A 25,315-nucleotide genomic window follows, 5' to 3' on the forward strand; every position below is an offset into this window, starting at 1 on the left:
CTATCATCGATTTTATGTATTATAATAAAATGAGATAGGAGTATAGAATATGATTAAGAAAAATTATTTTGAATATGCACAATTATTGTCTAGCGAATATTCTACACTTCTCAGTAACGAAAGTGTTAGAAATATTCTCTTAAAAACCTTTGAAGATCAAATACCTATTTTTGATAAAGATTTATCATATAGAGAGTTCACTAATCAATTTCTGGTACATTATTATCCAAATGAAATTTCAGTGAAATCTACATTTATTAACAATATTCTTTCTAAAACAAGTAATCATGTCTCAATCTTTGAATTAAACGTAGGAAACAGTAGATTAGACTTGTGTAAAATAAACCGTTTTAGTACAGCCTTTGAAATAAAAACTGAATTAGACACTCCTAAGCGTCTCAACAAGCAAATGGAAGATTATTTCAAAGTTTTTGAAAGAGTATATGTAATTTGCTCAATTCACAATCTAGAGAATATAAAGCCTTATATACCGGATGATTGTGGCATCTATACCTATTACATTACAAAAACAGGCAGATATGTTTTTAAGAAGGCTCGAACTGCTGTTAAATCGAATTTTATTTCAGCTTTTGCACAACTTTCAGTTTTAACAAAAAAAGATTTAAATACTTACTTTGAGTGTCCTCATTTACAATCTAAAGAGGCAATGATTGAATTAATAATCAACAAAAAATCCCATAATGAAATTAATAAGATCTTTAAATTTTGTTTGAGAAATAAATATTATCGAAAATGGAATTTTTTGCTTGAAAATAGGGCTGATATTTTAGAAATAGACTACCAATGGTTTTTTAAAAATACGGTTTCACCAGAAGTAGTATACCTATAAGGTATACTACTATTTAGTTTGTTGTTGAATATACCTCGTTAAAGTAATATTACTCCAAGTACCCCAATTTCCATATTTCGCGTTCATTTTTTTAATTTTATTTATTGCTACACAATCATTATTGCTGTCGAGGAAAGTTAGTCTTTTAAGTACTTCGTCTCTTACATTTTTAAACCCCTTCATTCCCTCACTTGTATCATAATTTACTATTGAGTAAAATGCATTTTCTTCTTTTAAGTATAATAAACCAAGAGCCGCACCTGTTCCATTACCTTGTGAGTTTTTAGGCAAATCATCTTTGAGCCCACCAAAGTCTCCAAAACCGTCAAACTCATAATCTTTATATAAGATAGCAACTTTATTACTAATTTTTTTTGTAAATTCTAGATTTTCATAATCACCATTTTTATATTCTACTGATCTAGGGGAATTAATTAATATTTTAAATGCTCTGGTGTTCATATCACGGAATTCATCTAGCTCTATAAATTTAGAATCTACATTCTGATTCCTTATATCTAACATTATAAAATCGTTCTCTGTTAAATTGTTTTCTAAAAAATCTATATAATCATCTAAATAAGTATCCATAATTCTAATCGCTATTGAAGAATTTTTTTCCTTAAGGTTTTTTATTAAATTTAGTAAATCATGTTCACTAATAATAAATCCTTTTTTGATAGATATAACAGGTGTTAGGTTACTATAATCGCCTATTTGTAAAATTCTGTTTCGATAATAATTAAAATCTCGACTCAATCTAACTGATAATTCTATACCTTTAAAACTTTTGTTATCATACTCTTCCTCAGTAAATCTAAAAAAATCTATAAAGGCTTTTTTTCCATTTAGCCTCTTTTCTATTTTATCCAAAGTAATTATATCTTCTTCTGTTGACGGAAGTTTTATTCTATTTCTTTTCTTTTTTCCAGACTGTTGTTCATAAATAAACTCTCCTGTATTATCATCTTTTTGATATTCAATTTTATATTCGTCTCTAATTATCTCAATTAGAGGTATTATTGAATCACTAAAAAAACGATTCATATTATCTATAACTCTTAATTCCTCAGACCGATTTTTCATTATTGGAAAATACATATTAAACCTCCTTATGGACATTTATGCTTGTTTGTAATTAATTACCTTAATATTAACATAAAAGTTATAATGAGACTATTTCTATTCAAATTTTTTTAATTCACTCCTCATCTACTTATGATAAGGCTCCCCCCGCACAATCCGAAACGCACGATAAACCTGCTCCACCAACACCAGCCTCATCAACTGATGCGGGAACGTCATTTTCGAAAATGACAGTTTCTCATTTGCGCGCTGCATGACGGCGTCGCTTAAGCCAAGGGATCCGCCTATGACGAAACATACTTTGCTTTTTCCGTATGTTGCCAGCTTATCTATTGTATCGGCTAATTCTTCGGAAGTTTTCATTTTTCCTTCGATGGCGAGGGCGATGACGTGGGCGTCTGGGTTGATTTTGCTTAGGATGCGTTCGCCTTCTTTGTCTTTGATGATTTTCATGTCTTGATCGCTGAGATTCTCGGGTGCTTTTTCGTCCGCGAGCTCAATGATCTCGATTTTTGCGTAAGCTTGTAATCGTTTTGTGTATTCGGCTATGCCTTGCTTTAAATATTTCTCTTTTAATTTTCCTACTGTGATAATTGATATATTCACAGGTCATCCCCACCTTAAGAACAAGTTATTCATATAAGTTATCAACAATTGTGGATAAAATTTGTGTATTTTGTGTCCGATCATTCGTTCCCCACTATATATATTGCAGGTTCATCGCACAATTCACAGGTTGTGGATAAACTGTGTGTATGTTCGATTTTTCTGAATTCCGGCGGCGTTTCATGATCATCTATGTACATGTCTAATACGGTTTCTATGTGTTCTGCACACGCATAAAATGTTTTGTTCATAAGTTTCTGATTCCTCCAATAGGTTCTCTGGTTATTCACAAGTGTTTCGCTCATTGTCCAATATAACCGATTTATTCACATGTTAATAGTCTTTTACCATTTCCCACACCTTTTATCCACAAACCAAATAAAAAAGCCTCCACTCCTGTGAAGGCTTCCTTCTATCAAAACGGATTATAAAATCTCGTTCCTCTAACAAATGTAATCACTAACGACACGATCAGCACCACACCAACAAACAATAACGCAGCATAATCTGCTTTTTGAAAGTCTTTTGCCGTAAACCATGTACGCTTTTTATGTTTCCCAAACCCCCGCAGCTCCATCGCATTGCTGATCGTTTCGATCCGCTCCAAGCTGGAGAAAATCAGCGGCATGACAATCGACAGTGCATTTTTGATTCGTTTCCCCAATTTTTCATTCTTCGATAAATCAATGCCTCTTGCTTGCTGAGAAATCGCAATCGTGCGAAAATCCCGCTGAATATCTGGTATATAGCGAAGAGCAATCGCTACAGCATACGAAATCCGGTAGCTGACCCCAATTCGGCTGAGGGATGAGGCAAATTCACTTGGATTTGTTGTCACAATAAATAAAAGCGCTGCTGGCATCACGGTCACATATTTTAGCGTAATGTTCAATTGATAGAAAAGCTGTTCAAGTGTGACATTGTACCAGCCTGCAATATGAAACAGCTCGTGCTTTGCTCCGTAGATGGCGACACCTTGCTGGGGCGCAAAGATGTAAATGGCGATGTTATTGATCACTAGGAAAATCGCCAGGACGATCACCACGAAGGAAATATCACGAAATCGCACGTTAGACAATTGAAAGAACACGATACTAGCAACTAGCATAAACACTAAAACGCCTGTATCATACGTGAGCATCGCTGCGGATGACCAGAGGATAAAGCAAATGAGTTTGGTTGCACCTGTCAATCGGTGAATCGGTGACGGGCGATCGATATAGGACAGCATGTCTACAGCCATGTCATTCGTTCCTTTCTGTCAACCTCAATGAAGCGATCTACGAGTTCATTTGGATTCGGCCAATCAGCTTTCAGCGCCAGTTCATACAGCGATGTTTCCTTTAAGCTCGCCTTTTGGACAAGCAGCTGATCTGTCAGCACTTTGGCTGGTGTATCATCTGCGATTTTTTCTCCATCTGAAATGACAATGGTTCTTGTTGTGTATTCGAGCATCAAGTGCATATCATGGGTGATCATGAAAATCGTGACACCCTGCTGGTTTAATTGCTCTAAAAACGTCATCATCTCTGTGTAATGTTTAAAATCCTGTCCTGCTGTTGGTTCATCTAAGATGAGGATTTCTGGTTCTAATACAAGAATTGACGCGATGGTGACGCGTTTTTTCTGTCCAAAGCTGAGGGCTGAGACCGGCCACTTCCGAAATGGGTACAGCCCGCACACTTTCAGGACCCGCTCCACCCGTTCTTTGATCTCTTCTTCCTTTACGCCTCTTAAAACGAGCCCGAGTGCCACCTCATCAAAGATCATTTGTTTTGAAATCATTTGATTGGGGTTTTGCATAACAACACCGATTCGTTCGGAGCGCTGTTTGATCGTATCTCCTGTGATGTCATCACCATTTAAAAGAATTGACCCTTTCGTTGGCTTTTCAAATGCACAAAGCACCTTAGACAATGTTGTCTTGCCTGCTCCATTGGCTCCTGCGATGCTGATCATTTCTCCTTTTTTGACGGTAAAAGAGATGTTGCTCAGCGTGTTTGGTCTTGTTGGATAGTCAAAGCACAGCTCGCGCACTTCTAGTAAATCCTGTGCTGCAATCTGCTCTACTGATGGCTCAGATGCTTCCATCCATTGCTCGATTTTCTCTTTTGCCTCGTCGTCTAAGGTGAGACGCTGTAAATCAGCGATTTGATCTCCTGGCGCGACCGGTATGCCTGCATATTTCATCGCCTTTACATATAAAGGCTCACGTAAATACGCCGCTTCTAATACGTTTGAGGCGAGCAATTCATCTGGTGTCATATCCGCTACAATCGTTCCTTCATTGACAACGATAATGCGGTCCACATGACGGAAGAGGACGTCCTCTAATCGGTGCTCAACCATCACGATGGTTTTTTTCGTTTGTTTTTGCAGCCGATCAATGAGGTCGATGACTTCTTTACCTGTTGCGGGGTCTAGGCTTGCAAGTGGTTCATCAAACAGCAGAATGTCGACATCATTGACAAGTACGCCCGCAATGGCGACACGTTGTTTTTGTCCGCCTGACAGCTCATGCACGGACGATGCCAGCTTGCCGTCTACCTCTGTTAATCTGGCAGCTTCCTCGACACGTGTGTTCATTTCTTCGCGTGTGACTTGATCATTTTCAAGCGTGAACGCGATATCTTCTCCAACGGTCAGCCCGATGAATTGTCCATCAGGGTCCTGAAGCACCGTTCCGACAAGCTGTGAGAGGGAGAAAATGTTCTCTTTCTCTGCATTTTTCCCGCCGATGTGAAGACTTCCTTCCATAGAACCTTTATAAGACGCAGGAACTAGCCCATTGATACAATGGGCTAGTGTGCTTTTTCCCGATCCAGACGGGCCTGCGATGAGAACTTTTTCTCCTTCATAGATGGTCAGGTTGATATCCTTTAATGTTGGTTCTGCCTGACTGCGATACTTGAATCCGAAATGTTCGAATTGAATCATCGGTTTCTTCATTTATGTGTTCCACCTTGCTTCATGATGTTTCTTTCGATAGGCTGCCGCTTTTGCTTCTCGTTTTCGCATAAGCTGCAATGATGATGGTTCCTAGTACACCAACTGTGATGATGTTTGAAATTCCTGCCACAATGCCTTGAACAAACACTTTGTTCGCAGGTTCTGCATAGATCACAATGTCGAGTACAGGAGCAATGATAAACCAGCCTAATGCCTGTGCACCTGCTTGTACGGCGTTAAAGAGCGTGATTTTCTTCCAGCCGAAGTCTCCCTCTTCTACTTTTAAACGGTTAGAAATAAAGCCGATCAATAAACCAACCACACCCGATACAATAATCCAGCTCCACCAAGGGCCAAATGTGGTCGCATCTTTAATGAGATGGCCAATAAAACCAATCAGTGCGCCTGCAACAGGACCAAATAGCACGGCCATTAATGCAAGGAATGCGTATGAGGTTTCAATTTGTGTATTCGGAATACCAGTTGGAATGGAGACGAATCGTCCTAGAATCACAAAGACGGCTGCGCCAATTCCAATGGCAACGACAGTTTTCGTTGAAAGTTGTTTTCCTGCCATGATGTATCCTCCTCTTATTCGTATATAATGCGCGGAGCTTTGCGAATCGAAAGGCGCCAGCCTGTGCCTGTACCGATGTTATAAGCCTTTGCAAATGACCCTTGATTGATCGCCACGCCTAAATGGTCGAGTGAATTGACATATACGAGTGGTTCGCCTACCTTTAAGTCGGCAAAAGATCGTCCATAGGTCATGATATTTTTATACACATTTTTCGGCCCGTTGGCAATGGTAACTTCTATTGCATCCCCATAATTAATTGAAAGCTGTTCAAATAGCGTGTGATGAATGTTTGTCCATAGGTTTCCGAATCTCACATCTAAAATATCAATCGTCCCTGTGATCACATCTTCTTCCGCATAAGCCTGTACGACTGGAAGATGGATAATATCATCAATATTCGCCTTTGGCCCAACCTCTTCAAAAGAAATCACACCTGATGCAATCCTCGCCCCTGTATAAGCGTAAATATCTCTCCCATGGAAAGTATGTGATTTTCCCGACTTTGGCAGCCGGTTAATGGTTTCATCTAAATAACGGGCTTCCACAATGCCAATATCCTGGGCAACGTGCGTGAGTGTCCCGTTATCTGGGGTAATAATATAGTGTGAACTTGTCGTTTTGACGACAAGACTTTTTCTCTCTGATCCAACGCCCGGGTCAACGACGGAAACGAATACCGTCTCTTCCGGCCAGTATGTGACGGTTTGAAGCAGGCGATAAGATGCCTCCCAAATGTCATACTGCGGAATATTGTGTGTTAAATCGAAAATGCGGATGCTGCTGCTGACCGTATTTGCCACTCCATACATTGCACTGACAGCTCCATCATCAATGCCGAAATCTGATTGTAAAACCAATGCATGTTCACTCATGTCAATCTCCCTTTCATTTGAAAAAATGGATGTGGTGTTTCACGTGGAACATTTGAACAATTGTATGAAAAAAGTGGACAATAAAAAATACCCCATCCTTATCTTTGAATCATAAGGACGAGGTATTTGTCTCGTGGTACCACCTTTATTTACTGTTTGCTCGCGCTAAACAGCCTCTACAAGTACAAAGCTCCAATCTGGCTCATATACTGTGGTTTTGATAACGAGTACCAACTCTCGTCGTCACCTACTAATATCATAGATATGTTCAGCACGAGGCTCAGAGACCATTTTTCGAATCATTATTTTTGCTTCTTTTCAGCTGCCGAAGCTCTCTGTGGAAAAATTGATGATTGTACTTTCTCTCGTCATTGCCTGTATAGTTATCTTGAATTAAAGCTATCATACATGATGTTTTTTGATAAATCAAGATATTTTTCTGAACATTTTTAAAAATGAGTCAACTGGTGCTGGAAGAGTCTTCTTTTTATGAAATTTAAACAAATGTTAAAGAGCGAGATATGGTGTCTTTCTTTTCTAGGGGTATAATAAAGGTGAAGGGAGGTACAGCGTGTGTGGACCATCTGTATGAATGAGTTTAAGCAGCTCTTCAAAAGCACAAAATCTATTTTAACAATTGTTATTATTTTCATTTTATCTACTTTTGTTTCAAGTCTTCCGTTTATCGCTGCTCATCAGGAAAAATGGGAACTGGCAAAGGATCCTTATTCTATTGGGAATGAACTGGTGATGTCTTTATTTGGTTTCTTCCTTATTTTTTTGTTGTCTCATGATATTTTAAGCCGCGAAATTCATTTGAAAACCATTCGTTTTCTCGTCAGTAAAACAACCCGTTTGAACATTATCATCGGGAAATATCTTGGACTGATGCTGTTTTGGCTTAGCTGTATTATGACGACATATGTGCTGAATATGGTGATTTCACACCGTTTTCTGTTCTCAGATGCCTTAAAAATCTTAACCTTTATCAGTGTCGGTATCTCATGTGCTTTATTTTTGTCCATGCTCTTTCCAACACCGCAGAAATCAATGTTTGTCGGTATGTTATTTTCCTTTCTTTTCCCAATCGTCAGTATGATTTCTGTTCTTTCTTCAGAACGAATGATTCATTGGTTCCAATATATGACTCCTTATTATTATGCGCGCTGGAGTGAACCGCTGACCTACGTCCTAATGAACACGGCATTGACCGTTATCTTACTCATTGGAACTGCACTGCTGTTTCAAAGGAGGGATGTGTAGATGCTTCATACAAAAGGGCTCACAAAAAAATATCGTACAAAAGTCGCAATAGATCATATTAATCTTGATGTCAATCAGGGCGATATCTTCGGTCTCATTGGACCAAAGGGATCTGGTAAGACGACGTTTTTCAATATCATTACCGGGATCTCCCGCCCTACCTCTGGTACGTTTACAGTGATGAATATGCCTTCGCTAAAAAAAGTGAGACAGCATATCGGTGTTCTGCCAGAATATACGGATTTATATGAAGGTCTTACGGCTCTTGAGCATATTGCCTATTTATCAAAAATCACTGGAACACGCCAGAGAACGAGTGATTATGAAGAACTGCTCGAATTTGTCGGTTTACATCATGATCATCAGGAGAAGGTCGGTGCCTTCACACCTGGTATGAAGAAACGGCTTGGAATGGCGCAGGCCATCGCCCATCAGCCGGAATTTATTTTACTTGACGAACCTTTTGCCGATATTGATGCAGATTCGATCTTGCACATTCAGCGGGTCATTGAAACATTAAAGGATGAAGGGAAAACCGTCTTTTTAACAGCTGACCGCCCAAGGTTCACCAATAGTATTTGTACCAAAACGGCGTTCATTTCTGAAGGAAAATTAGTGTCCCCACATACTCATCCTCAAGAGAAAACCATCACATCCTCAAACATACGTGCAACCTTCAAGCATGCATGGATTGATGATGAGGTGAAACCTGTTCTCACGCAGTACCTACAAACTGTCGGAACAGATCTTGTGATCAGTGATGACGAGACCTCATTGTTAATTCGTTCAGAAGCTCAAGTTCCAGCGATCATTCGCGCTTTCGTGAAGTGTAAAGTCGATTTATACAGAGTCACGGCTCAGGATGCCATGACGTCCTCATAAAAAAGTACCGTACGCTTTCTGCACGGTACTTCTTCTTTTTTATAAAGGTTTACTCATATAGATACCGGTTTCTGCAAATCCCGTTTTCTCGTACAGCGAACGGGCGATTTGATTGTGAGCAAAGACATGGAGCGAGAGTTTTTGCACACCTAATGACTTTGCCTGCTCCTCTAATGCAGCAATGGCCTGCTTTGCAAAGCCTTTTCCTCGATAAGCTTCAAACAAAATAAAGTTATAAATAAATCCTTCGTGTTGCGGGTGATTCGGGTCATAACAAAGCCAAACCCAGCCAATCGCTTCATCTTCGTTTAAGAAATTCCACAGCTCATGATGCTCTGTCTGAAGTCCTTCTGGAAGAAGCCTGTCAAATTGTTCTTCTGCGTTCGCAAGTGATTCTTCCTTCTTCCATGTTCCTGCGAGTACCTTTTCTTCCGCGTACCGCTGAATGGCCTTCTCTATCAATACATCGTAATCAGTTTGTGACATCCGTTGTAGTGTAACCAATCGTACCGCCCCCTTTCCTTCATCATATGTCAGTCATGCCAAAAAAACCAGTCCCTTACTGGAACTGGTTAGCCGCCATATCGGTCGGTTTGAGAAAGTTTGATCTCTGCTGACTTTTTCTTCCCGCTTCGGTAAAATTGCACCTTTACCTTGTCGCCGACCTTCCTTTGATATAAATACTTACGAAGATCTACGATATTTTGAACACTCTTACCATCGAAGGAGGTCACGACATCCAGCTCTTTTAGTCTCGCTTTTCCTGCTGGAGATAACGGCTCAACACTCATAACAACGACCCCAGATGTAACCTTAGATGGCAGTTTCAACGTTTCCTGCCAGTGGTAGCTCGCAATATCCGCTAATGATTTCATGCCGACGCCAAGATACGGACGCTTTACCTCTCCATAACGCTCTAAATCCTCTATGACAGGGATGACCAGATTCGCTGGAATAGACAGCCCGATTCCTTCTACCTCTGATTCAGCAATCTTCATTGAGTTGATGCCGATCACCTTTCCATCCATATTGATCAAGGCACCACCGCTGTTTCCAGGATTGATGGCGGCATCTGTTTGCAGTACCTCTGCATTCCAATCCGTCTGTCCGTCTCCATTTGAGTCAACAGGGATCGCACGCTCTGTGCCTGATATGACTCCTTGTGTGACAGAGCCTGCGAATTCAAGCCCTAATGGATTTCCAATGGCAATGACTGGCTCACCCGGTTTCACATGATCTGAGTTACCGAAGGCTGCCGTTTTCTTAATTTTATTACTTTTGACAGTGAGAACTGCTAAATCCATGAGCTGATCGCTGCCGACAAGATTGGCACTAATTCTTGTCCCGTCATGGAGGCTCACTTCAAGCTGGTTGGCGCCTTTGATGACGTGATGGTTTGTGACAATATAAAACGTGTCACCCTTTTTTTTATAAATCACACCTGACCCGCTGCCTGCTTCTCCGCCTTCCTCCCAAAAGCTCGACTTTTGGATATTAATGACGCCGACCACCGTATCTGACATATTAGACACCACTTTCGTGACTGCATCATTGACGTTTACATTCACAGTTTTTAAAGGGCCCTGAGATGCTTGTCCATCACCGTTCTGCTGCCATCCAAAGGGACTGCCGCTCTGTCCAGATACATAGGGGAAAAAGAACCCCATTAAAAAAGCTCCTACCAATACACCGATCAAACCAGAAAGAAAATATCCTTTTCTGCTTCGTCTCGGCTTCCACTCTACATCGCGATAATCCACTATGTTTCCTTCCTTTCAGTGAATAGATGATGTATATAGTGTTGGTAAGAAGCTCTTATCTTAATCATACGATTATAAAAATCATACGGCGCAAAGCGGGGTTGCTTTTTTCGGGTCCGTATCAAATAAATCAAAGCCGTCCCCCACAACAAAGCCCTTCATTTCAAGCGTCTGCTGGACCGCCATACGGGCTAAATCCTTCATGTTGTTATCTTGACTCAAGTGAGCCAAATAAATGCGTGAGGTGGCATCTCCAATGACATCTGTCATCGCGAGAGCAGCATCTTCATTTGATACATGTCCGACATCACTCAGAATTCTGCGCTTAATGCTCCATGGGTAGCGGCCCATTTGCAGCATCCCGACATCATGATTGCTCTCAAACACAAACGTATTGGCTGACTTAATAATGCCTTTCATGCGGTCACTCACATAGCCTGTATCTGTCATGAGGGCAAGTTTGCGCCCTCCATAATGGAACACGTAAAACATAGGCTCTGCCGCATCGTGTGAGACGCCAAATGACTCGACATCAAGGCCGCCAAAGGATTGAACGGTCTCCATATCAAAATGGAATTTCTGCTCTGTGTCAATCTTTCCGATATGAGACTCCATTGCCTTCCATGTTTTCGCATTTGCATAGACAGGAAGCTTGTACTTTCTTGCCATGACACCAAGCCCTTTAATATGATCGGAGTGCTCGTGTGTCACAAAAATGCCGTCCAAGTCCTCAGGCTTGCGGTCGATTTGGCTAAGCAGCTCGACCATCTGTTTGCCGCTTAAACCAGCATCCACCAAAAAGGCATGCTCGTCTGTTTCTAAATAAAAAGCGTTCCCCGTACTTCCGCTCGCTAGTACACTGAACTGCAAGCTCATGTTCTCTCACTCCATTGAAGATTTGTCATCTTTCTCTATATGATCAAGTGTTGAGCCATCAATGGCATTGATCAAATATTCTTCTTCTGTCTTTTTCTTTGAACCTGCTGATACGCCTTCAAGCTCCACCCGCCATACAGGTACCATGACTTGCGTGCTTGCCCCCGGGTATTGCGTATAGTAGCCAAGCTCTACCTTTTTCACGGTCGTGTTTTGGCTCAGCATATTTTGCGTATATAAGTCCTTCACGGTTTCAAGTGCTGGGACAAGGGTTTCTTTTCTCACTTCATTAATCGATGTCACCATCGATTGCTGATATGAGACGACTTCGTTTTGATCGTTGAGATTTAAGGTGATTTGCCCGATGGTTTCGGTGTCATCAAGGCCTTCTTGGAAGATGTATTTCCCTTTATACGTTTGGAAAAAGACGATTTTTCCTGTCTCCTCATCTATATTCCACAGCTTATAATTCTTCCCATCCAGCAAACGCTGGTTCACAAGGTTCGTCGCCGCTGTTTTAATATCCTTTTTCGGCAAGGCAACTGGCTTGTTGAAGGTCATTTCAAGCAGCGTGACAGGATCATCTTTTTCTGTTTTCGGGAATGTACTTTTCGCCTTTTGATCAGCTAATCCGTTGACATCCTTTTTCGTATATTGCTTCTTTTCAGCTGTAATGCGGTATCCAATCTTCGCTTCATCTGATAGATTGCCATATTTGATCCCGTCTGCCTTCATTTCTTCCAGCGTATCCGTTTTTTCGATAATCGCAAAATGATCGGTTGACCGTTTTTCAAAGTATTGAAAACCTAGAAAGATATCGAGAACGAGAAAGGCTAGGATAAAGATCGTTTTGGTCTTATTCCACTCCATGATTCTCGCTCCCCTCTGTCAAAAGATCATTCGATAGAATCACGGTTTTGCCGTTATACTTCATACACCATACAGGCTCCAGCCAGACAAACATCGCTTGATCTTGATCTGATGCAGTTGAAGCAGCTTGATATGCAGGGAAAATCTGTTCAATTTTCTCCAGATCATCATATTTCGTCTGCTTGATGATCAAGTCCTTCAGCTCTGTCCCGTTCATCAGCTTGACCTGTTCACTTTGACTCGCTTTATTGCCAAGAATATAGTTTGGACGCTTGTAATTCAAAATGTCATCATTCGCCCATTGGACTTCAAGGGAGGTCATCCCAAATGGATGCTTTGTACTGTTCACAATCGGCAGACCGTCCATAAACATATTGAAGGACAGCTGCTGGTTGCTGTTGATGCCAAAATACTGATAATCATCAGTAAAGCTTCCCGTATCATTGAAATATTTCACGCTTCGCTTAATCAAATCCCCCGTTTGGAAAACAGTGCTGGAATTGATATTGCGGTGCTGATATTGAATGCGGTGGTCTTTTTGATTGGCTTCAAGGCGGCTTGTGCCATCTGTGTACACCGTCCGGTTTAAATTAGATTCCTCACCGACAAGGCTCGGGTCCGTAAACAAAGCGTCTTTGAACTTGTTTGTCTTAATCGTTTCGATAAAGAACATCTTCGCTTCAAGCTGCTTTTGCTTTCTCGGAAGAAGGAAATCTCGTTTAGAATTCGTCGAGAATGTATAAAGATCATAGCGCGGCATCTCGTTTTGAGCGGCTGCGATACTGTTCATAAGATTACGGTAATTGGCGGACTCAATTGTCAGCTCAAGCACCGTCTCCTTGCTGTATGAGACCAAATATACTTTTTTATTCGCCTTATCCTGCTGGGCGAATGGCACGATCATCCGATCAAACGAGTTGTATTCAATGGACTTGTTCGGCCATTTAAAGAGCGCTTGGAAAATATCAATCGGAATCGGATCATTGAACACAAGATCCAATGTTTTCCCTTGTCCTTCGCGTCCATAGAAGAAATTCTTAAATTTCTGCTCGGAATATTGATCTGACACATCATTAATCTCTTTGACATCCCAAAGGCTCACATCATTCCAAAAGTTTTGAAAGAGTTCCTTTTGATCCACTTTAAAATGCTCTCCATTTGAATGAATGAACATCTCGCGCGGCTTCACGACATCAATGAGACTTCTAGGCTCGTCGCTTGAAATCTTCTTCGTTTCCACGACCTTTGTGCCGGTATCTGCCTGATCCTGCATGACGGGCTGGAACATCCAGATGTTCCACGTAAATACAAGACTGATCGCAATTAGGATTGTCAATATTATGGTTTTAAAGGTCTCACGCTTCATCCCAATCATCCTCTTGTTCTTCATTGTACGGAAGGGTAAAGGTCACCGTTGTCCCTTTTCCTTCAATGCTGTCAGCCCAAATATCTCCGCCATGAGCTTGAACCATTTCTTTTGCAATCGCAAGACCGAGGCCGGTTCCGCCGAGCTTTCTTGTTCTTGCTTTATCTACCCGATAAAAACGTTCAAAGATTTTATCCATATCCTTCTTCGGAATACCGATTCCTTCATCTTTGACGCTGAATAACACAAGGCCTTTCTCTTCATCCAGATCAACGGTAAACGTGATGTGTCCACCCTCTGGTGAGTATTTCATGGCATTGGAAATGATATTATCGAGCACCTGAGTAATTTTATCTTGGTCGATTTCCACATATACTTCACGCTGCGGCAGGTTGCGGATAAAATCGACATGCTGCTCCTTCGTCATTTCAAAACGATCAATGACGAGCGAGATAAACCTGATAAAGTTCGTCCACTCACGGTTGAATTGATAATCCTTGCTGTCGAACTTAGACAGCTGCAGCAGGTCATTAACAAGCCGGATCATGCGCTCAGTTTCATTTTGCGTGACACTGAGGAATCTTGGCGCAAGCTCTTTATCACCAATCGCACCTTCAGCCAGCGCCTCAAGGTAGCTTCGCATCGTCGTCAGCGGTGTGCGCAGCTCATGCGATACGTTCGCGACGAATTCACGGCGTTCCGCATCAATTTTCTCCTGCTCTGTGACGTCATAAATGACCGCAATTAAGCCATCAATTTTCCCATGCTCTTTCTGAATGACGGAAAAATTCACACGCAATACAGACAGCTGGTCTTCGCGTTCAATTTCTATCAGCATGGAATCTTGATTTTCGACTAAATCTTCAAATGTATGAGTTTCCTCTAAGCCAAGCAAAGACGTGATCGGCATCTCTAGTGCTGTTTCACGTGAAACATTTAACAGCTCTAATGCAGGGCTGTTTAATAGAATAATTGCACCGTTTTGATTCGTTGCGATGACACCGTCCGTCATATAGGCAATAACAGAAGAAAGCTTTTTCCGCTCCCCCTCCGTCATCAGCTGAGCTTCCTCCAGCTCTCTCGTCAGATGGTTAAAGGTTGTCGCAAGCTGGCCAATCTCGTCATGTCCATACTTCCGGACCTTTCTGGAGAAGTTCCCTTTGGCAAGCTCAATCGCCTGCTTTCTCATATCTGAAATAGGATGAGTGATCGTTCTGAAGATGAAGATACCAAGTAGAGCAGTCGTCCCAAGTGCAATCAGTGTCCCAGTCGCTAAAATGGTGTTAATGGTTCGCATTTGGTTAAACACACTTTCCATTGAAGACACAACATAAATCACACCAACGGTCTCTTGGTTCTCATTTTTTACGGCTGTCGCAGAAATACGCACCCTTTTATTTGACTCAGGGTCATAGAATTTTTTCTCATAGTCTTTGCCGACCGCGAAAATACGGCTAATGATTTGATCAGTGATTTTCTTGCCGGCAATCTCTTGGCTGCCGTTATTTACAGAGGCAATGACCTCTCTGCTTTCGTCAATATAGCTGACTTCAGAGATTTCATTAGACTCATCTTTGTTGTTAAAATCGTTTAATATCTTTTGAGCATCCTCTTTTAATTCTGCCTTGCTTTTCGATGAATCTTGTTCTAGGTAATACGATAACGAGTAGATTCGCTGATTCAAGGAATTATCATATGAATTAATTAAGGACTGCTCTAGCTGCTTCACAAAGTACACGCCAATGATCTGCATGGCGACGATGATCAGCAGCACGTAAATCAAGGTCAATTTGAAGTGAATCGAGCGAAAAAAACCTACTTTACTCATAAGAATCTTAGTCCTGCTCTGGGTTTCTTAAATAATAGCCGACGCCTCGTCTTGTCACGATCCAGCTCGGGTGGCTAGGGTTGTCTTCAATCTTTTCACGAAGACGGCGGACTGTGACGTCTACTGTACGAACATCTCCGAAGTAATCATAGCCCCATACGGTTTGCAGCAAGTGCTCACGTGTCATGACTTGTCCGATATGTTTCGCTAAATAATGAAGCAGTTCGAACTCACGGTGCGTCAATTCAATCGTTTCCTCGCGCTTAGACACCACATACGCATCTGGATAAATAACAAGTGATCCAACCTCAATATCATTTGATTCAGATTCTTCCTCCGTCTGCGGAGCAGCGGTTTGTCTTCTCAAATTCGCTTTCACGCGGGCAAGCAGCTCACGTGTGCTGAAAGGCTTTGTCACATAATCATCTGCGCCAAGCTCAAGGCCGATGACTTTATCAATTTCAGAGTCTTTTGCTGTCAGCATGATAATCGGCATATCATATTTCTTTCTCACTTCACGGCATACTTCAACACCATCTTTATTCGGCAGCATAATGTCGAGCAGAATAATGTCCGGCTTGATTTCTTCTACCATTTCAAGGGCTTCGTTTCCATCATATGCACAATGAACCTCATAGCCCTCTTTCCTTAAATTAAATTCCAATATATCAGCAATCGGTTTTTCATCATCTACGACAAGAATCTTTTTTTCCATTGTGATTTCCTCCTGCATTTTTAGAATCTATGTCATTCCATTTTGCATGTATCATTACACCTTTTCCATTTATGAAAAAAAGGCTCACTGTCTATTATAACGTTTTACGAGGCAAAGATAAAAATAATAACGGCTTTCTTTTCTAGTAAACGTTGGATAGGAAGGCGCCGCTCGAAAAAATTGATGACTTTTTCCTTTTTTATTGAAACTTTTCCAATCACCAGACGTCTATATAGATGTAACGTCTTCTTCTTATGGAGCCGGGCCCTACCTAGGTCCGGCTTCTCCCTTTTTATGCCTTCTTTTCATAATAAAAACGCACCTGCGATTGCAGATGCGTTTGGAAGTGGCTCGGGACGGAATCGAACCGCCGACACACGGATTTTCAGTCCGTTGCTCTACCAACTGAGCTACCGAGCCATCATCAAAAAGATGAATATGTATAAATGGCGGTCCGGACGGGACTCGAACCCGCGACCTCCTGCGTGACAGGCAGGCATTCTAACCAACTGAACTACCGGACCTCAGTAACTTGCCCGAAAAAGCAATCGTGGTGCTCCTTCAAGCAAGTGAGGAAAAAATTAGCTTAACGCTAAAGTAAATCAATGACCCGTACGGGATTCGAACCCGTGTTACCGCCGTGAAAGGGCGGTGTCTTAACCGCTTGACCAACGGGCCAATACATGGTGAGCCATGAAGGACTCGAACCTTCGACCCTCTGATTAAAAGTCAGATGCTCTACCAACTGAGCTAATGGCTCTCGGCTTGTGAAAAGTGAATCTGAAGAAGCTGTATTGCGCCAAACCAATCGCTTTAAAAAAGCTGGAACATCGCATCCTAACAAGTTTCAGAGACCTTTGCAACAACGAGATTTATAATATCATAGAGTAAATACATATGGCAATACGTTTTTCGACATTTTTTTAAAAAAAGTGTCGGATTGAAATATCTTCTATCAAAGCTCCCACTTCTGCAACCGCCTTCATTAGATAGCCCTTTTCGGATGTCTTCTGCCTACTCAAACACATAGACACGTTTCAGGCCGCTCAAAAATGGCTATACATGAAACAAGTGACATTGTCATTGAAAAAGGAGGAAACAGTATGAGTTCATTCAAATTAGGAGATAAAATGCCCAACTTTTCACTTCCAACAATACAGGGCGAACACATTGATTTCGACAAACATTTAGAGGAGCATCAAAGCTGGCACCTGATCGTTTTCTTTAGAGGATCTTGGTGCCCAGTATGTGTCGAAGAATTAAAAGAACTCGAACAGCAGCAATCATACTTTCAGGACAAGGATATTCACTTGATGGCGATTTCAACGGATAACCCTGATGACTTGAAGGCATTTGCGGATAAAGAGGAACTGTCCTTCCCGATCATGTATGACCATGATCTCACGTCATTAAAAGCATATGAAGTCCACTATCACGGGGAAGATGCCCCATATGAAGACCACGGGGTGCACGGTGAACCCGCCTATTTCTTATTAAATGAAAAAGGTCAAGTGCTCTATCAGCAAAGACAAACAAGTCCGTTTGGCAGACCGCATGCCAACGAACTACGCAAAATCATTCAGTACATCCGTAAAAATTTAAAAGGCCAATATAAAAGCCTGAAGTAAGGAAAAAGCCCTCGCGATGAGGGCTTTTTTATGAACGTTTTTTGTTAAATAGCCAGTCAGCGGAGAAAAAGACAAGGAGTCCCGCCATTAAAATGACAAAAGTAACCGGTGGTCTGTCACCTTGGAAAAATGCGTACAGCGCATGCCCTCCTAATGCCAGAAGATAAAAGACAAATGCCGGCACAGCAGCTTTATGTGCATTCGCTTGTTCTCTTTTCGTCATTTTTTTAAAAAACATTGTGCTCTCCCCTTTATGATGCTTGTTTCATCGTCACCCGGCGAAGTGCCCGTGAACGGATATATTCCATTGGTCCAATTCTCCAAACCTTTAGGCAAACTGCTGAAATCGCGATTTGCAGAAGTGAAATCAACAGCCATGCCAATACAATAAGGGGCGCATTGATTTGACCGCCAAGACCCAATCCCCAGCTATAAAAAAGAATGGAACAGATGACATTTTGCAGGATGTAGCAGCTAAGCGCCATTTTCCCTACATATTCAAACCAAGTCCACATGAACCAAGACTCCGTGCGTGCGAGGAGCTTCGCAATGACAGCTATATAGAAAATAGAGAGAAATGGTGAAAAGGCGTAGCGAACCACAAATTCCACTAAATCGTTCGATACGAAAACTAGTGCATTCAGCGGCAGACCAATCCACAGTCCGATTCGGAACAATATTTTCCGGAGAGATTGTCCGCGTTCATTTGCATAAAATACACCGGCTCTCATCATCCGCACACCCAATAAAAACAGAAATGTGTTCATTGGAATAATAAAGATCGCTTCTTCTCGGTACATGAAGAAGTATTGTAACCGTTCTTGAATCTGCGAGATCCATGTCTCTGGCAGCTGCTCTTCCAGCGCCGGTTCACCGCTTTGATCATCAGTCGCTGACTCCATTTCAGAGAGGGAGTACAGCATCAGACATGACATCACGAGCAGATGAATCACACCTGAGAAAATCATGCCCTTTTTGATGCGCCTGCTTCCTCCCCGTACAATGTAAGCCACAAGCAGCCCCGTAACGGCATAGCTCATGAGCACATCATATTCCATCACAAGCGTAAAATGGACAAAGCCTTCGATAAATAAAAATAAAAGAATCCACAAATAAGTACCCGGCCAAGGCGTGTCCTTCCTTTTTGCCTGCTGGTATTTCAGCTCCAATCCAACACCAAACATGATCGTGAGCAGCGAGAGCATTTTTCCATAAACGAACATGGAGACAAGACTTTCTAGAAAACTGCCATTTTCATATTCATCCGCAATCTGATCTGTCGCAAAGGAATCCCCTGCATACGCAAAAAACCAGACGTTCGTTCCCAAGGTGCCTAGTATGGCAAAACCTCGTAAAATATCTAATAATCGTATTCTTTTTTCCACTAGAACGCTCCTTCCCTCCTATACAGTTATCATATTTTGGTAATGACCGGAAGTCCGTTCTAGTGAAATTAAGGAATATTTAAACAAAAAAACACCAGTAAAATGCGAGATTTTACTGGCGCTTCATCAATCTATTCTTATGGACGGTACACGCTGCGGACAACGTTCGTTTGTGAACGATCTGGTCCGACTGAGAAAATGGAAAGTGGAATACCTGTTAATTGTGAAATGCGCTCTAAATAATGGCGGGCATTTGCAGGCAGCTCACTTAAGTTCTTCACACCTGTAATATCCTCTGTCCATCCTGGCATTTCTTCGTAGACAGGCTCACATTTCGCTAATTCATTTAGGCTTGCTGGGAATTCCTCAGTGATTTCTCCATTCAATTTATAAGCGACACAGATTTTCAATTTTTCAATCCCTGTTAGTACATCAATTGAGTTAAGAGATAAATCTGTAATTCCGCTCACACGGCGTGCATGGCGGACAACAACGCTGTCAAACCAGCCGACACGGCGCGGGCGTCCAGTTGTCGTACCGTATTCACGGCCAACCTCACGAATTTGATCACCAATTTCATCATGGAGTTCTGTTGGGAATGGGCCATCTCCAACACGTGTTGTGTACGCTTTTGACACGCCGACTACATGTTGAATTTTTGTTGGTCCTACACCAGAACCAATTGTCACGCCTCCAGCTACCGGGTTAGATGACGTCACAAATGGGTATGTCCCTTGATCGATATCAAGCATGACCCCTTGTGCTCCTTCAAATAGCACGCGGCGGCCTTCATCTAGTGCATCATTCAAAACAACAGATGTGTCTACGACATATTTTTTCACTTGCTGGCCATATTCATAATACTCGTCTAAAATATCTTCAATCTTGAAGCCTTCTGTGTCATACATTTTCTCTAAGAGACGATTTTTCTCTTCTAGATTACGTGCAAGCTTCTCTTCAAATACTTCACGATCTAATAGATCTGCGACGCGGATACCAACGCGGGCAGCTTTATCCATATAAGCTGGTCCGATTCCTTTTTTCGTCGTACCGATCTTGTTAGCCCCTTTCCGCTCTTCTTCTACCTCGTCCAATTTTAAATGGTAAGGCAGAATAACATGGGCTCTATTGCTGATTCTGAGGTTATCTGTACTCACATTCCGTTCGTGAAGATACGCAAGCTCAGTGACCAACGCTTTAGGATCAACCACCATTCCATTACCGATGACACAAGTTTTCTCTTTATAAAAAATACCGGATGGAATGAGGTGTAGCTTGTATGTCACTCCATCAAATTTGATCGTGTGACCTGCATTGTTTCCCCCTTGATAACGGGCAATCACCTCTGCATTTTCTGAAAGGAAATCGGTAATTTTCCCTTTCCCTTCGTCACCCCACTGCGTACCTACTACGACTACTGAAGACATATCGTGCACCTCCGTTAACCTTTCAAAACGTTATCTCTTTCAAACACATTTATTTTATCAATGCACAACGAAAAAGTCAACGCGAAATCCGAACATTAATATCTCGAAATCAAATTTTGTTCGTTTTAAATATAAAGAAAAGCGCTTTAATCACTTTTCCAGTGCTTAAAAATGGAGATTTTGAGCAAAAACAACTTTTTATCGTTTCCAGCTGTTCATCAACATAAAAAAGACCCCCAACAATGGGCGTCTTTTTTAAACAGGTGTAATACCATCTGTGTTCATCAGCACAACTCGATACCCATCTGGGTCTTCAATGGTTGCTCCTCCCCGGTCCCAGTATGGATTCGTTGAGGTGACAAGCCGTCCGCCAAATGAGAGCAACCTCTCTTTCATTTGCTGAAATTCTTCTGCATCTGGAATATAGAAAACAAGCAGCTGTTCTGGATGCGGGACGGGCAGGCTTTCTTCTTCTTCATGTTTGGTGATTTCTAAATGAACATGCTGGTGAGGCAGCCCGAGCATCACACCATCGTACCCTTCATGCTGATCAAATGAGCCTATTCGTTTGAGCCCTAAGCCTTCTTCATAAAAGGAAACAACCTCTTTCATGTTGACGGTTGGGCGTGCGATACGTAATTGAGCGGCTTCAAACTGTTGAAATTTCATCAGTCTTCACTCCTTTTCTCCTTTTAGTATACGCTCTCTCTTTTTCTCTCTCCTCCTCATTTTGATTGTTTTTTCAATCATTCTTTCGATGTAGATCAACCAAAAAAGCCCAGCTTCTTGAGCTGGGCTTTAAGCACCGGGCGGAACACCCGCATCATCAAATCTTCTTTCCAGATTGACGAATTTGTTATATTCTTTGACGAACGCCAGTGATACTGTACCAACTGGACCGTTACGCTGTTTGGCAATAATGATTTCGATAATGTTCTTATTCTCTGATTCTTTGTCATAGTAATCATCACGATAAAGGAATGCCACGATATCGGCATCCTGCTCGATACTTCCTGATTCACGAATATCAGACATCATCGGACGTTTGTCCTGACGCTGCTCTACCCCACGGGAAAGCTGAGACAAGGCAATAACCGGAACTTCAAGCTCCCTTGCCAGCGATTTTAATGCCCTAGAGATTTCAGAAACCTCCTGCTGACGGTTATCGCTTGATCGCCCGCTCCCTTGAATGAGCTGCAAGTAGTCAATCAGGATCATGCCAAGACCATTTTCTTGCTTCAATCGGCGGCATTTCGAGCGAATTTCACTTACTCTGATTCCAGGTGTATCGTCAATGAAAATTCCGCTGTTTGACAGCGACCCCATCGCCATTGTCAGCTTGCCCCAGTCCTCTTCTGTCAGATTACCGGTTCTTAGGTTTTGTGCATTGATATTCCCCTCTGCACAAAGCATACGCATAACGAGCTGCTCAGCACCCATCTCTAAACTAAAGATAGCAACACTTTCGTCCGTTTTGGTTGCGACATTTTGGGCAATGTTCAATGCGAAGGCGGTTTTCCCTACTGATGGACGAGCCGCTACAATGATTAAATCATTTCGCTGGAATCCAGCTGTCATCCGGTCAAGCTCAGAGAAACCTGTTGGAATCCCTGTGATATCGCCTTTACGGTTATGAAGCTGTTCAATATTATCGTATGTTTGAACAAGAACGTCCTTAATGTTTTGAAAGGCTCCTGAGTTTTTACGCTGCGCCACTTCCATAATGGTCTTTTCCGCATCGCTCAACAGGTCCTCTACTTCATCCTCACGCGTGTATCCATCTTGTGCAATGGTTGTCGCCGTTCGGATCAGACGTCTTAAAATGGATTTCTCTTCTACAATTTTTGCATAGTATTCAATGTTTGCGGCAGTTGGGACAGAGTTCGCAATGTCGGTTAAATACGAAATCCCGCCTACCTCTTCTAGTAAATCTGTATTGGCAAGCTCAGATGTCACCGTGACAAGATCGACCGGTTCTCCTCTATCGCCAAGTACAAGCATCGCATTGTAAATCTTTTGATGCGACATTCTATAGAAATCCTCTGGAATTAATACCTCAGAAGCGAGCGTTAGCGCAGATGGTTCTAAAAAAACAGCACCTAATACGGCCTGCTCGGCTTCTATATTTTGCGGCGGCAGCCGGTCATCGAGAAGTTCCGTCATGCCAAGCACCGTCCTTTCATAAAAAAATACGCTACTCATCATTTTAACATTTTCATCAATAAAAAAGTGAAAAACATCGACTATAGTCAAAATTACCATGTTGATATTTTGTGCAAACCAGCGCATTTCAATAGAAAAGACTCTGTAACATCAATTGTTATAGAGTCTTTCGTTATCGCTAATGATTTTGTATCTGTCATCGTTCAAGTTTTGTTAATCTATCGCTTTCTTAACCCCATAATTCACTTTTTGCCCAATGTCTTGTAAAGAATCGTTTTGATAACCAATAGATAACACCAAATCTGGAATGGAATCAAACCCGTTTTTCGCTAGATCAAATAGCTGTGCACCATAATGTGAAGCGGCAATGCGCGCATTTTCTGCTGTATATGGATTTTTAAGAAGTTCTTCTTTGTATAGATCAAAAATATTCGTTCCGTTATCCGTTACAAATTGACCATTTACAATGCTTAAATCCTTTAAATTGTAGCCTGTGACCGCTTTGATTTGATTGACAAGATGGAACTTTGCCAGAGAATCCGGTGTGAATTGAGTAGAATCATCATTTCTGCTTTTCATGATATGGAAAAATAATTCTCTTGTATTGTTGGTTGTATTTAATAAGTCTTCTATTTGTTTCATCAGCGATTCGTCTTTTGAACCACTTACCACTAATTTAAAATTGTTCGGGTCAATGGTAAAAGTGAGATTTGTGTTTTTAGGAATGGATATCCCGTTTTTAGAGAATAAATCTTGTAATTGTTCGTTGACCTTTTGACGATTGAATATTTTTTTCTCTACGCTTTCTTGGGTTGGATCGTACCGTTTTTCATTACGGAAGATGGCATCATTGAAGTCATATTGTCCACCTTTATTATTCCTTGCCCAACTCATTTCCATAATGTAAGCAGCTTCTCTTTCCGGTTTTGTTAGATCACTTCTGAAATAAGAAGAGTAAGGGTTTCTATACTTATTATATATATGGTCTTGAGGATCATTGAAACGTTTATTTTGTTCATTTATTTTTTCGTATTTTTCATCTAATATTTTCATCCGTCTATCAGATTCGGTCATCACCTCATTTGTACTTTTAATAGTTGATTGGTCTTTAGAGCCTATTCGGTTCTGATTGTTTGAAGCTGCCGTGTATGACGTATTAATATTCATTTTGATTCTCCTTTTTTAAAAAATTAGTGATTATTAAATATATCGGCATTTCAGTTAAAATTTGTTAGTTTTGATCCGATATAGTAATTATTACAAGGAGGGTTAAAATATGACAAATACTATCTTCAAACGTTTTTTATTACCTGCATTGGCATTCGTGCTTGTTACTAGTTTTTTTGCACCTCATTCAGCGGAAGCGGCTATCACGGGGAATAACAGTCCTAACACAGCCAGCTCAATGGGATATTGGAAAAATAGTCGTTCAGATACAACAATCTTACCTGAAGGTGAAAATGAAGCGTATTATCAGTTCACGATCAATAAAGGTGAAAGGGTTTATGTAAGAAGTTCGTATAATAAGCAATATACAGGGATGAAAATCGAAGTGTATAATTCGAAAAACTCTAGGACAGGGTCCGAAGTTATTAATCCTGATTCAATAACGCCATTTATTTTTGCCAACACTGGTGAAGTTACTTCAACTTCAGAAACTTATTTTGTGAAAGTGACCCGTGGTACATATACGGGAAATATGTATTTTACTGTCTCCATCCAAGATCGTATCAAATCTGGGAATGGGACATTCAATTTTACGGGGACTGCTACTAACTTGGGGAATTCTTCTTTAAATTTTTTAGGAGTTGATTCTTCAGTCATTACAATGGATTTAACTAATAATTCCACAGTTCCTAAACGTGCTGTCGTTAAATCGATTTCAACGACTAGTACCCAATCGCCTAACCAAGGAAATGTCACACACAAACTGATGGCTAGTGAAAGTAATATTTGGTACACATCACTTGTTTCATCTGCAACAAGTGGGTCCTATCGTATTTCACTGGAAGATGAATTAAAAGTAGCTCAAAAATGGAGCTTTAAGTACAACGCAAAGGCTACTGCGAGATCTACTATGAGCAATGTCAAAGCCGATATCCGTTACGAATATGATGTCACAGATGGATTCTAATTAAATGGTGTTTACAGACATATACACCGATTGATCAAAAAGTAAGGGGACATCCCTTACTTTTTTCATTTCCGC

The 25,315-nt window shown here is 41.3% G+C and carries 25 protein-coding genes, 4 tRNA genes and 1 other annotated feature; of the genes, 5 read left to right on the forward strand and 24 right to left on the reverse strand.

Annotated elements, in window-relative coordinates:
- The first annotated feature begins 49 nt into the window (after positions 1-49).
- A complete protein-coding gene (locus tag AAYR28_RS18550) occupies positions 50-850 on the forward strand; it encodes a sce7726 family protein (RefSeq protein ID WP_345808905.1) in 801 nt (266 codons plus the stop codon).
- A 9-nt stretch (positions 851-859) separates the two neighbouring features.
- Here the strand turns inward: AAYR28_RS18550 and AAYR28_RS18555 are convergent, their stop codons facing one another.
- From AAYR28_RS18555 to AAYR28_RS18585, 7 genes are all read right to left on the reverse strand, one after another.
- A complete protein-coding gene (locus AAYR28_RS18555; RefSeq protein ID WP_345808906.1) occupies positions 860-1,951 on the reverse strand; it encodes a beta family protein in 1,092 nt (363 codons plus the stop codon).
- A gap of 111 nt (positions 1,952-2,062) precedes the next feature.
- Positions 2,063-2,542 (reverse strand): 23S rRNA (pseudouridine(1915)-N(3))-methyltransferase RlmH, encoded by a 480-nt coding sequence (gene rlmH, locus AAYR28_RS18560; RefSeq protein ID WP_111927717.1) that lies wholly within the window; start codon positions 2,540-2,542, stop codon positions 2,063-2,065.
- Positions 2,543-2,622: 80 nt separating this feature from the next.
- Positions 2,623-2,793, reverse strand: a complete 171-nt coding sequence (locus tag AAYR28_RS18565; RefSeq protein WP_065215011.1) for a CxxH/CxxC protein — start codon at positions 2,791-2,793, stop codon at positions 2,623-2,625.
- Between the two features lie 164 nt (positions 2,794-2,957).
- The gene (locus AAYR28_RS18570) at positions 2,958-3,785 is read right to left on the reverse strand and encodes an energy-coupling factor transporter transmembrane component T family protein (protein ID WP_007497370.1); all 828 of its coding nucleotides are present in this window, start codon (positions 3,783-3,785) and stop codon (positions 2,958-2,960) included.
- On the reverse strand, positions 3,776-5,491 hold the full coding sequence (locus AAYR28_RS18575; RefSeq protein WP_340899611.1) for an ABC transporter ATP-binding protein: 1,716 nt from the start codon (positions 5,489-5,491) through the stop codon (positions 3,776-3,778). The genes AAYR28_RS18570 and AAYR28_RS18575 overlap by 10 nt, the downstream gene beginning before the upstream one ends.
- A 19-nt stretch (positions 5,492-5,510) precedes the next feature.
- The gene (locus tag AAYR28_RS18580; protein ID WP_024424020.1) at positions 5,511-6,068 is read right to left on the reverse strand and encodes an ECF-type riboflavin transporter substrate-binding protein; all 558 of its coding nucleotides are present in this window, start codon (positions 6,066-6,068) and stop codon (positions 5,511-5,513) included.
- Positions 6,069-6,082: 14 nt separating this feature from the next.
- Positions 6,083-6,943 carry an SAM hydrolase/SAM-dependent halogenase family protein gene (locus AAYR28_RS18585; protein ID WP_024427616.1) on the reverse strand — a complete coding sequence of 287 codons (861 nt, stop codon included), beginning with the start codon at positions 6,941-6,943 and terminating at the stop codon, positions 6,083-6,085.
- 110 nt (positions 6,944-7,053) lie between these two features.
- Positions 7,054-7,324, reverse strand: a binding site (T-box leader).
- 192 nt (positions 7,325-7,516) lie between these two features.
- On the opposite strand from AAYR28_RS18585, the gene AAYR28_RS18590 reads away from it, so the two are divergent.
- Positions 7,517-8,206 (forward strand): ABC transporter permease subunit, encoded by a 690-nt coding sequence (locus AAYR28_RS18590; protein WP_025093692.1) that lies wholly within the window; start codon positions 7,517-7,519, stop codon positions 8,204-8,206.
- Positions 8,207-9,088: an ABC transporter ATP-binding protein gene (locus AAYR28_RS18595; RefSeq protein ID WP_101677481.1), complete on the forward strand. Its 882-nt coding sequence runs from the start codon at positions 8,207-8,209 to the stop codon at positions 9,086-9,088.
- 39 nt (positions 9,089-9,127) lie between these two features.
- Here the strand turns inward: AAYR28_RS18595 and AAYR28_RS18600 are convergent, their stop codons facing one another.
- The 11 genes from AAYR28_RS18600 to AAYR28_RS18650 form a co-directional block, all read right to left on the reverse strand.
- Positions 9,128-9,592 (reverse strand): GNAT family N-acetyltransferase, encoded by a 465-nt coding sequence (locus AAYR28_RS18600; protein ID WP_197173051.1) that lies wholly within the window; start codon positions 9,590-9,592, stop codon positions 9,128-9,130.
- A 68-nt stretch (positions 9,593-9,660) separates the two neighbouring features.
- The gene (locus AAYR28_RS18605; protein WP_412056392.1) at positions 9,661-10,851 is read right to left on the reverse strand and encodes a S1C family serine protease; all 1,191 of its coding nucleotides are present in this window, start codon (positions 10,849-10,851) and stop codon (positions 9,661-9,663) included.
- A 78-nt stretch (positions 10,852-10,929) separates the two neighbouring features.
- On the reverse strand, positions 10,930-11,724 hold the full coding sequence (locus AAYR28_RS18610; RefSeq protein ID WP_034283589.1) for an MBL fold metallo-hydrolase: 795 nt from the start codon (positions 11,722-11,724) through the stop codon (positions 10,930-10,932).
- A 6-nt stretch (positions 11,725-11,730) separates the two neighbouring features.
- On the reverse strand, positions 11,731-12,594 hold the full coding sequence (locus tag AAYR28_RS18615; protein ID WP_135033105.1) for a two-component system regulatory protein YycI: 864 nt from the start codon (positions 12,592-12,594) through the stop codon (positions 11,731-11,733).
- Positions 12,581-13,960 (reverse strand): two-component system activity regulator YycH, encoded by a 1,380-nt coding sequence (yycH, locus tag AAYR28_RS18620; RefSeq protein ID WP_073208144.1) that lies wholly within the window; start codon positions 13,958-13,960, stop codon positions 12,581-12,583. Before yycH ends, AAYR28_RS18615 begins: the two co-directional genes overlap by 14 nt.
- Complete coding sequence (gene walK / locus AAYR28_RS18625; RefSeq protein ID WP_024424029.1) at positions 13,950-15,788, reverse strand: cell wall metabolism sensor histidine kinase WalK; 1,839 nt, start codon at positions 15,786-15,788, stop codon at positions 13,950-13,952. The genes yycH and walK overlap by 11 nt, the downstream gene beginning before the upstream one ends.
- Positions 15,789-15,795: 7 nt before the next feature.
- Positions 15,796-16,503 carry a response regulator YycF gene (gene yycF, locus AAYR28_RS18630; RefSeq protein ID WP_024424030.1) on the reverse strand — a complete coding sequence of 236 codons (708 nt, stop codon included), beginning with the start codon at positions 16,501-16,503 and terminating at the stop codon, positions 15,796-15,798.
- A gap of 347 nt (positions 16,504-16,850) precedes the next feature.
- Positions 16,851-16,923 (reverse strand) — tRNA-Phe (locus tag AAYR28_RS18635).
- Positions 16,924-16,950: 27 nt separating this feature from the next.
- Positions 16,951-17,027, reverse strand: a tRNA-Asp gene (locus AAYR28_RS18640).
- Between the two features lie 82 nt (positions 17,028-17,109).
- A tRNA-Glu gene (locus AAYR28_RS18645) sits at positions 17,110-17,181 on the reverse strand.
- A 6-nt stretch (positions 17,182-17,187) separates the two neighbouring features.
- Positions 17,188-17,263 (reverse strand) — tRNA-Lys (locus AAYR28_RS18650).
- Positions 17,264-17,606: 343 nt separating this feature from the next.
- On the opposite strand from AAYR28_RS18650, the gene AAYR28_RS18655 reads away from it, so the two are divergent.
- Positions 17,607-18,131: a peroxiredoxin family protein gene (locus tag AAYR28_RS18655; protein ID WP_120208928.1), complete on the forward strand. Its 525-nt coding sequence runs from the start codon at positions 17,607-17,609 to the stop codon at positions 18,129-18,131.
- A gap of 28 nt (positions 18,132-18,159) precedes the next feature.
- Here the strand turns inward: AAYR28_RS18655 and AAYR28_RS18660 are convergent, their stop codons facing one another.
- The 6 genes from AAYR28_RS18660 to AAYR28_RS18685 form a co-directional block, all read right to left on the reverse strand.
- Complete coding sequence (locus AAYR28_RS18660) at positions 18,160-18,369, reverse strand: hypothetical protein (RefSeq protein WP_120208925.1); 210 nt, start codon at positions 18,367-18,369, stop codon at positions 18,160-18,162.
- Positions 18,370-18,382: 13 nt separating this feature from the next.
- Positions 18,383-19,516 (reverse strand): DUF418 domain-containing protein, encoded by a 1,134-nt coding sequence (locus tag AAYR28_RS18665; RefSeq protein ID WP_120208923.1) that lies wholly within the window; start codon positions 19,514-19,516, stop codon positions 18,383-18,385.
- A gap of 137 nt (positions 19,517-19,653) precedes the next feature.
- Positions 19,654-20,943 carry an adenylosuccinate synthase gene (locus AAYR28_RS18670; protein ID WP_024424032.1) on the reverse strand — a complete coding sequence of 430 codons (1,290 nt, stop codon included), beginning with the start codon at positions 20,941-20,943 and terminating at the stop codon, positions 19,654-19,656.
- Between the two features lie 255 nt (positions 20,944-21,198).
- Positions 21,199-21,612 carry a VOC family protein gene (locus AAYR28_RS18675; protein ID WP_046312594.1) on the reverse strand — a complete coding sequence of 138 codons (414 nt, stop codon included), beginning with the start codon at positions 21,610-21,612 and terminating at the stop codon, positions 21,199-21,201.
- A 129-nt stretch (positions 21,613-21,741) separates the two neighbouring features.
- The gene (gene dnaB, locus AAYR28_RS18680; protein WP_003214779.1) at positions 21,742-23,106 is read right to left on the reverse strand and encodes a replicative DNA helicase; all 1,365 of its coding nucleotides are present in this window, start codon (positions 23,104-23,106) and stop codon (positions 21,742-21,744) included.
- A 213-nt stretch (positions 23,107-23,319) separates the two neighbouring features.
- Positions 23,320-24,273, reverse strand: a complete 954-nt coding sequence (locus AAYR28_RS18685; RefSeq protein ID WP_120208920.1) for a DUF4885 family protein — start codon at positions 24,271-24,273, stop codon at positions 23,320-23,322.
- Between the two features lie 109 nt (positions 24,274-24,382).
- Between AAYR28_RS18685 and AAYR28_RS18690 the strand changes: the two genes are divergently transcribed.
- Positions 24,383-25,240: a hypothetical protein gene (locus AAYR28_RS18690; protein ID WP_042968152.1), complete on the forward strand. Its 858-nt coding sequence runs from the start codon at positions 24,383-24,385 to the stop codon at positions 25,238-25,240.
- Positions 25,241-25,315: the final 75 nt, after the last annotated feature.

Origin of the sequence: Bacillus safensis (assembly GCF_039619585.1) — a bacterium.
Classification (GTDB): Bacteria; Bacillota; Bacilli; order Bacillales; family Bacillaceae; genus Bacillus; species Bacillus safensis.